The sequence below is a fragment of the Micromonospora sp. ATA51 genome (assembly GCF_016802855.1).
GTDB lineage: Bacteria > Actinomycetota > Actinomycetes > Mycobacteriales > Micromonosporaceae > Micromonospora > Micromonospora sicca.
Genome location: NZ_JAEVHJ010000056.1, coordinates 21,186 through 27,801 on the forward strand (window position 1 = coordinate 21,186; position 6,616 = coordinate 27,801).

Genomic DNA, 6,616 nt, shown 5'->3' on the forward strand with positions numbered 1-6,616 from the left:
AACAGTCATGCCTCATCCCCGCACCCACCTTCAGGCCGGCACGGCCACAACTACCGCTGTCGGCCCGGACTGGCAGGGCTGGAGCGATGCCTGGACCGGGCACATCCCGGTCCTGACCGGCCGCGACGACCTGACCGTCACGGTCGCCCTTGGCGCTGGCGGCGGCGCCCCCGCCTGCTTCTACCCCGACGAGCGCCGCATCGAAGTCGACGCCACCCACATCGGCACCCCCGACGTCGCCAACCCGCGTCGCGCCGGGCACAAGAAGCTGGTTCCCACCGCCTACGGGCTGCTCGTGCATGAAGCGGCCCACGCCTCGCACAGCCATTGGCGCACCCCGCCCGGCACCCCGCCGGTTGTCGCCGCCGTGGCCGAGCTGCTCGAGGAGTCCCGCATCGAGCACCGGCAGCGCAGCCGCCGGCGCGGGGACCGGCGGTGGCTGCGCCACACCGTCACCACCCTGATCAGCCCCGACGACGCCCCCGTCGACGATCCGTGGCATGCCGGACACCTCGCCGGGCTGCTCCTCGCGCGGGTCGACGCCCGGATCGTCACCGCCAAGGACATCAAGGGTGTCCGCGCCGCCGTCACCGCGATTCTCGGCCGCAGGCGACTGCTCCAGCTACGCGAGGTGTGGCGACAGGCCCACAGCACCGATGACACCGACGCCGAGCAGATGATCGACCTGGCGTGGCGGTGGTGCCGGATCCTCGGCATCGACCCCTGGCAACAGTCCCAGCCGCCCACACCGGATCCGGGCGTGTTCGCCGGCCGCCTCGCCCAAGCGTTGACCGACTACCTAGCCCATGCCGCCGGGCTCACCCCCGCCGAGTACCGGGCTCGGCAGATCAGCGCCCGGTTCTCAGCCCCGGCGACGTGGAGCCGACGCGACCCCACCGACGCCGAACACGCCGCCGCCCGCCACCTCGCCGCCCGGCTGCGCCGCGCCCGCACCCACCAGCCCGAACCCGACACCCGGCCCGCCCTCATCCCACCCGGCAGGCTCCGCACCCGCCACGCCATCACCGCCCAGGCGCAGCGCGCCGCCGGCACCATCCCCACCGCCACACCCTGGCAGCAGCGGGCCACGCTGCCGCCGCCGAAGCCAACCCTGCACCTGGCCGTCATCGTCGACGTGTCGTACTCGATGCACCCGTACGCGGCGCCGATGTCGTCGGCCGGGTGGATCCTCGCCCACGCCGCCCGCAGCAGCGACGCCGTCACCGCCACCATCGCGTTCGGCAGCGACGTCACCCTGCTCGTGCCGCCCCGGCAACGTCCCACCCAGGTGCAGGACATGCACACCTTCGGCGGCAGCAGCACCTTCATCGACGCCGTCAAACTCGCCGACGAGCTGCTGCACCTGCGTCAACCCGGCAGGCTGCGGATGCTCGCGGTGGTCTCCGACGGCGACCTCGACGACATCCCGGCGGCGCAGCGGCTCGTCAGCGCCCTGCACCGCGCCGGATGCGCCGTGTTGTGGCTACGCCCCGCCGACCTGGACGGGCACACCTTCACCGACACCACCACCGTCCTGGTCGCCGACCCGGTGCAGGCCATCGACCACATCGCCGGCGCCGCCGTCACCGCCCTCGAGCAGGCCTGACAACAGCCAGCTGACCGGCCCTAGCCGGACGGGCCCCCGGCGACGCCAGACGCCGCGGAGCGACCGCGTGCCTCTTGACCGACACCGCTCGGTCCTTCCCCAGTACCGCCTCCAGCCGCTTGCCCGGCTACCCGCGCGACCGCGCACCCCGGGCACGGCCGCACGGCCGTGCCCGGGCCTTCCATCCCCAGATCTGGGAGACATCGTGAGCGACAAGCACCGCCTACCGGTCACCTCACCGGCTGACCTGATCGTCGCCGTGCCCTATCTGCTCGGCTTCCACCCCACCGACAGCTTGGTCCTCGTCGGTCTCGCCGGCACCCGCGTCGCCGTCGCCAGCCGCACCGACCTACCCGACCCCGCCGAGGCGGTCGACTGGGCCGACGAGCTGATGCCCCAGCAGCTGCGCATGCTCGGCCACGCCGACGTGACCACCGCGATCGTCATCGGCTACGGCCCCACCAGCCGGGTCACCCCGGTCGTCGACACCGTCACGCCCCGGCTGCGTGACGCCGGCTTCGACGTGTTCGACGCGCTGCGGGTCACCGACCGCCGCTACTACTCCTACCTCTGCCAGGAACCCACCTGCTGCCCCATCGACGGGGTGCCCTTCGACCCCGACCGCAGCAACCTCACCCTGCACGCCATCGTCGCCGGTTGCAGCACCCTGCCCGACCGGCAGGCGCTCGTCGCCAGCATCGCCCCCATCGACGGCCCGGCCCGCCACGCCGTCACCCGCGCCACCTACAAGGCCCGCGCACGCCGCCGCGCCCTCTCTGCCGAGGGTCGCCGGGACACGCTGATCCGCGCGGGCGAGGGCATAGTCCGGGCCACGTTCGCCCGCTACGCCGCCGACCAGGTGCTCACCGACGACGAACTGGCCTGGCTCACCGTGCTGCTACCGATCACCGCGATCCGCGACGCCGCGTGGCGGGCCACCGACTCGCAGTCCTGGCATGTCGCGCTGTGGAGCGACATCACCCGCCGCGCCCACCCCGACCTCGCCGCCCCACCCGCCAGCCTGCTCGCCTTCGCCGCCTGGCGCACCGGCGCCGGAGCCTTGGCCTCCGTCGCGTCGACCGAGCCCTAGCGGCCAATCCCACCTACTCCCTCGCCCAGCTCATCGACCAGGCGCTCCGCGAAGGGCTTCCGCCGTCCGTGCTCGACGGCTGGCCCGACCAGGGCTTCCCCACCGCCCCGTGATCCCGCGCGCCGCCCCCGTCAACCGTCATCTTCGGAAGGAAACCTGTGTCTGACTACCTCGACGTCCTGCGACCACTCACCGGCCGTGAGGGTTACGCCCTCGATGCGGACGAGCTGGACCAGACCTGCGCGTAGCATCCCGACGAGTTGTGCGCGCTGATCTCGGCCGCATGCACCATCGCTGCCGCCGATGCGCAGATCGCCGTGCTGACCGCCGCCGCGAACCTGCTCGCCGACGTTCACGCCGCCGGCGGAGGCGCCGACACGGTCCTGTCCCTGCGGCAGCGGCTCGACCGCGTCGCCGACACCCTCACCTGCTCCCTCGCCCAGCGAGACACGGCCGCATCCCGCCTACGCCGCGAGTGCGACGCCCTCGTCCAGCTAGCCCGTCCCGACGACGGCTCCCCGCTGGCTGACCGGTCCGACGACGCAGCCCCGCGGGCGTACTGACCACAGCGGCACCGACAACCGTCGGCACAAACCGACCCTCTGCCGGCACCGACCTGCCCGCCGGCAACTCCCACGCCCCGCGCCCATCCCGGCGCCCGCACATCCATCCCACTGAGACCCGACGAGGAGACCGTCACCGATGACCAGCGCGGAAAACTCACCCAGCCAGCCGACACTCGAAGCCGTCCTACGCACCAGCTGGGAGGCCTTCCACCCCGGCCAGCAGGCGCCACTGGGCTGGCTCACCCACACCACCACACAGGTCCTGTCCCACCTGCGGCACGCCCACACCAGCACCCCGCCCACGTCGGACACCGCCCGGCACCCCGATGCGCTGGAGCAGTTTCATCGGCAGCTACGGGAAGCGCTCGTCGACGCCGTCTGCACCGAACAGGTCAGCATCGACGTCGCGAACACGCTCCTGGACGTCCTCGACCTGCCGCTACTGCCCCGCCGCTGGCAGGTCCGCCTCACCCTGCCCCTGCTCATCGACCTCACCGCCACCACCCGCGAGGACGCCTTCACCACCGCGGAGAACACCATCGAAGCCGCGCTGGCCGATCTCTCCACCCACATCGAGTGGGACGGGCAGGAAGGCTACGAAGCCATCGGCGGTGAACTTGACGCCGACGAGCCACTTGTACAAGAGGGCCAGGACGCTACCCACACCTGAGGGTCGGCCCCTGCCTGCACGAGCCGGGGGCCGGCGCTGCACCGCCTCGCCGACCCGGTGACCATGGCCCAATATCCCCAATGTAGGTGCGGGCTCCGCAAGATCACGCGCATTGGTAGATCTGGAGTCCGCAAGGTTCTCGTTGACTTGAGATGAATCAGCGATCGGCCAGCTCGTGCTGACCGACCGGCCTGCCAAGTGCCAACCACGGTGCCCCTGCAGTGCGACGCACCCGCGTGAGACCCGCCAGGACGTCGCCGCGACGACTTGATCTATCCGCAAAGTCGAGCGTCACATATCGCGGTCGCCACCACGGCGAACCCGACGGCGGACTCCCTCTGCCGGGCGAGGTGGCGGCCACCCGAGCCAACCTCGCAACCGAAGGGCAGTTCGCCTGATGTCGCAGCCGCACCGCCGCGCCGTATCTGCGATGCAGCCGCGAGGCGTACCCGTGCTCGCCGGCACGGGATCCCACCGCGCCTGCCAGGCGGCAGCCCGACCCACGCCGCTCGCGCGGCCGAGCGCGGGTCATCGTCCCGGCCGTCGCTGCGGCGGCACAGTTCGCCCGCTGGTTCTGGCCTTCCGGGCCAAAAGTGGCGACGCCGCAGCAGGGGCGCTCGCCGCCACTGCGAGCCGTTTGACCTAAGCCGCATGCGTCATCGGAGCCCTCCGCTGTCACGGTCGGCTCTGGTGCGCAGATTGCAGTTCGCGGAAGCTCCGGCTGCTCTGGGACCACGGGCGTAGGACAATCGGCGGCGTGACGATCCCCTCGGCCGAAGAGCGCGGAGCAGGCCCGCACGCTGCTCGCCATCTGGACCTTCCTCGAAGAGCACGGACGCTGGCCACGCTTCGAGGAGATTGACCGTGTGCTCAACCGCCGTCATAGCATCAAATACGCCGACGAGGTGTTACGGGCGATACCGTCTGGCCTCCTCTACGGGGTCAGCTCGTACAGGCCACAGTTCGCTCCGGACCAGACGATTGGTCTGACGGTCGCCGGCGCCCTCGCCACCGGCAGGGCCCAGCGGGAGTTGGAATTGTTCCGGCTTGCGGTACGGATGGCAGCCGACATCGAGTACGCCCACGAACCTGTCGCGGCGGGTCCTAGCCACGGCCTGGAGGCACCTAACCTGACTGCCGACCAGGTTGGCCAGCAGCTCATTCCCACCGAGGCGGAGAGGGCGCCCCTGCTGGCGCGGCTGGCGGCGCTTCTGCGAGCCGAGCAGTGGGGTTGGAGTTCCTACAGCGGCGGCGATCCCTGGTCCTTTGCCATCAGCCGACAGGTGCGGCCATACCGAGAAATCCGCGACATCAAGGACTACTGGGAAATCCAACAGCAGAGGGCGACGCCCGCCGTCACTCCGATCGCCGTGGCGCCAACCAGCCCGGCTCCTGGGCCGACCGTCGCTCCAGTCCCTTCCAAGCCGGTAACGGTGACGGAGATCCTCACCGTCATCGTTCCCTTGATGGGACTTCTCTTCGCACTCCCCTTCATCAACACCTCCATGGTTCGCGTCGCGCTCTGCACCCTGCTGGCCGCCGCCATCGTGGCCATCTGGCGTCCATGGCGAACGCGCACCTGGGTGAGGTGGGTCGGGGTGGGCGCCGCCGCGATTTCGACCACCGCGCTGGTCTGGTCGCTAACAGGAGAGTTGCCTGGGAAGTCCTCCCCGCCGGTCCCTGAACCGAACGCCCAGGCCCCTTCGGAAGGCAGCTGTTTGCCCACGGGCACCACCATCTGCCGTTACCTCAGGCTTGCACGCGACCAGCAGTTCAACCTCACCCAATGGGGCCAGGCAAACAGCTACGACATCAGGCTGGCCGCCGCCGACACGCTGGCGACGGTGAACGGCAGACGTATGAGCAAGGGGCTCGCCCAGGAGGGCCCGTTGGATCCCCGGCTCTGTTGGACGGCGGGGAACTGGGCAGAGACGCAGCAGGTCCTGACGACAGAGAGCCGTGTCTGCATCTGGACACCGTCCGGGCACTACGCTCTGGTGACACTTGTACCGAAGCCATCGACCGCCCCCTACGCCGCGCTGTTCGTCGTGGCGATTACCACCGACAAAACGCCTGTGGAGCCTCCGGCGAACGGCCGGACGGTGGTCGTGGACAACCGTGTCACCGACGGTGCCCGCGTCCGAGAGGACGAGCCCGCCTACCTGGCCAGTAAGCCGCGTTTGGGATGCGCCGACTGCGTGATCAGCGGTACATACCTCCTCACCGGTGCCAGGATCAACGCTGTCTGCCAGACCCAGGGCGATCAGATCACCAACGGCGACCTCCAGAGCGCCGACGACGACGCAAACCCCGAGTTGCGCTCGTCCAAGCGCTGGTACGGCATTCGCTGGCCCGACGGACGCTCCGGCCTGCTACACGAGACCTGGATCAGGAAGGAGGACAGAGGCGGTTTGCAGCTGCCGGTATGCCAATAAGCATCTTCCGCGCCTGCGACATGCCTTTGCAAGCTGCGGCAGCAATTGGTCTTCAGGGCGTAGTCGAATTCAGCGCGGAGTGGAGGAGACCGAGTGTGGCCAGTATCGCCGCGTTGTTCGCTCGGAGACGCGCCTGAAGCGACCGGGCGCCTCGCCATTTAGCGGCTTCGGCAAGACGCAGGGGTGCACCGCGCGGGCTTACCCAGGAGGATCAAATGCTGAGTTGTGGGACTGACGGCAGGTGAGCGT

General features: G+C 70.2%; 5 protein-coding genes. All 5 read left to right on the plus strand.

Annotated elements, in window-relative coordinates:
- The first annotated feature begins 7 nt into the window (after positions 1-7).
- Positions 8-1,606, plus strand: coding sequence for a VWA domain-containing protein (locus JNW87_RS12085; protein ID WP_238453699.1), 1,599 nt, complete (start codon positions 8-10; stop codon positions 1,604-1,606).
- Positions 1,607-1,811: 205 nt separating this feature from the next.
- Entirely contained in the window at positions 1,812-2,696 is an 885-nt protein-coding gene (locus tag JNW87_RS12090; RefSeq protein WP_238453700.1) for a DUF4192 domain-containing protein, read from the plus strand.
- 260 nt (positions 2,697-2,956) lie between these two features.
- Entirely contained in the window at positions 2,957-3,259 is a 303-nt protein-coding gene (locus JNW87_RS12095) for a hypothetical protein (protein WP_238453701.1), read from the plus strand.
- A gap of 139 nt (positions 3,260-3,398) precedes the next feature.
- Positions 3,399-3,932 carry a hypothetical protein gene (locus JNW87_RS12100; RefSeq protein ID WP_238453702.1) on the plus strand — a complete coding sequence of 178 codons (534 nt, stop codon included), beginning with the start codon at positions 3,399-3,401 and terminating at the stop codon, positions 3,930-3,932.
- 866 nt (positions 3,933-4,798) lie between these two features.
- A complete protein-coding gene (locus tag JNW87_RS12105) occupies positions 4,799-6,367 on the plus strand; it encodes a hypothetical protein (RefSeq protein ID WP_238453703.1) in 1,569 nt (522 codons plus the stop codon).
- Positions 6,368-6,616: the final 249 nt, after the last annotated feature.